Source organism: Atribacter sp. (assembly GCF_035418125.1).
GTDB classification, from domain to species: Bacteria; Atribacterota; Atribacteria; order Atribacterales; family Atribacteraceae; genus Atribacter; species Atribacter allofermentans.
Map to the genome: position 1 here is coordinate 1 of NZ_DAOLQM010000328.1, position 1,999 is coordinate 1,999.

General features: G+C 39.7%; 2 protein-coding genes. Both read left to right on the top strand.

Translation table 11 applies throughout. The annotated features are described in order from the left end of the window. On the top strand, positions 1-246 hold a 246-nt coding region (locus tag PLK24_RS11085; protein WP_324479127.1), incomplete at its 5' end, for a phage holin family protein. A gap of 240 nt (positions 247-486) precedes the next feature. Next, positions 487-1,362: a VIT1/CCC1 transporter family protein gene (locus tag PLK24_RS11090; protein WP_324479129.1), complete on the top strand. Its 876-nt coding sequence runs from the start codon at positions 487-489 to the stop codon at positions 1,360-1,362. The last annotated feature ends 637 nt before the right edge of the window (positions 1,363-1,999 follow it).

The following is a 1,999-nucleotide window of genomic DNA, read 5'->3' on the forward strand; positions in this document are numbered from 1 at the left end:
TTGAATGCGATCCTCCTGCCAATCCTGAGAGCGCTTTCGTGTGGACTGATCATTCTCACGTTGGGGTTGTTTAGCCTCGTGCTGAATGCAGCGATGTTTATGCTCTCAGCTTACCTGGCACAGACATGGTTCCATGTAGGGTATGTTGTCGACAATTTTTGGTCAGCCTTGCTTGGCTCGCTCATCGTAAGCGTCATATCAATGCTTTTCTCCTCTGATGAGAAGAGGAAAAAAGAGGAAATTTGACTTTTCTGATAGAAAAGACAAAAACTGCCCAGCATGGCAGATTTGCCTGAGGGTGTTGAAAAATAAGAGGATTAATTGACCAAACTCAGGAAGTTCATGAATAGAGGCATCTCAAACAAGAAAAACTGGAAATGAAACCACTCCGATTCAAAGAAACAGGAAGAGCCACGTTTTTGATAATTATATGTGTAATAAGGTAGTTCCAGATCTGAAGTATGGGTATCCGCAAGGAGCGTTTCAATGGACGAAGACTATTTAAAAAAGGTTATCAAGTTTCAAAAGGATGAAATGACCGGCTATGTGATTTATGGTAAATTGGCTGGTTTGATTAAAGATCCTCACAATTCTGAGGTCCTTCGTGAAATGTCAGCTACTGAGATGCGCCATTATCAATTTTGGAAAAAGATCAGTAATGTAGAAGTTAAACCAAATTACCTTAAAGCGTTTTTTTCGGCATTAATGGCACGTGTCTTGGGAATAACTTTTACGATTAAACTACTCGAAAAAAACGAAGCCGCGGGCTCTGCAGAATATGCAGTTTTTGATTCGGTGGTGCCAGGAGCTTCTCAACTCGGAAAAGATGAAGAAGAACACGAATATTCACTAGCAGGGATGATCAAAGAAGATTTTCTATCGTATATGGGTTCCATAGTATTAGGTCTTAACGATGCATTAGTTGAACTGACTGGCACATTGGCAGGGTTAACATTTGCACTGCAAACTGGCAAACTGGTTGCGATTAGTGGCTTGGTAACCGGTATTGCAGCTTCTTTCTCAATGGCGGCCTCAGAATATCTTTCGGCTCGAGCAGAAAACAATCCTAAGGCTATCCGATCAGCGCTCTATACTGGCCTTGCCTACATAATCACCGTTATTTTACTCATCCTGCCGTATCTTTTGATACCTCAGCATGATACGGGTATCTACGTCAGCCTTGGTGCGACTTTATTAATCGCGGTGTTGATTATCTTTGGCTTTAATTTTTACATATCTGTAGCAAAAGACTTGTCGTTTAAACGGCGTTTTCTTGAGATGTTCTTAATCAGCATGGGTGTGGCAGTATGTTCCTTTGGTGTTGGTTTGTTGGTGAGAACTGCCTTTGGGGTTGAGTTATAAATTCCTTTGTAGGTTAAAAAATTGTCGCGAATTAAAGAGAAGGAGAGTCCTTCATACTTGATTTCTTGATTATGCTCACAGTATGTATTTGTAAAGATTCGGGGTATCGGCTTTTATTTCCACTAAGCAACATTTTGATTGACTGCGGCACACTTTTTTCGATTAATACTAATATGGGGACGTTGAAAAACAAGAGGATTAATTGACCAAACCCATGAAGTTCAATAATAAAGGCATCTCAAACAAGAACTGAAAATGAAACCCCATACCAATTCAAAGAAAGAGGAAGAGACGCGTTTTTGGCGATTTTTTATAGGATCGGGTGCGGTTCGACAGGTTGTATTTTTTGAAGAAATTACGAGAAATTGTAGATTGGGAATATTTCACGAAGAGGTTGATCTAATTATACAGGGACGAACCTGAATTCGCCCTCACCTACCTGACTAATCTCTTTGTATTGAATAATTGAGATCCCTATACGGATACAAGGGAGAAGTGACCATAGTGTACAAAAAAAGGAATCGATGATTAGTTTTGTAGACTCTTTTTGCTCCCTTTCGTGTTATTCAAGAGTATTTCGGTTCAAGTTATCGCCTTTTGACAAGAAATTTTCTGGTTTTTAGTAATTTCTATACAA

Coding starts and splice junctions, on each gene's coding strand:
- PLK24_RS11090 (WP_324479129.1), top strand. CDS start 487: ATGGACGAAGACTATTTAAAAAAGGTTATCAAGTTTCAAAAGGATGAA.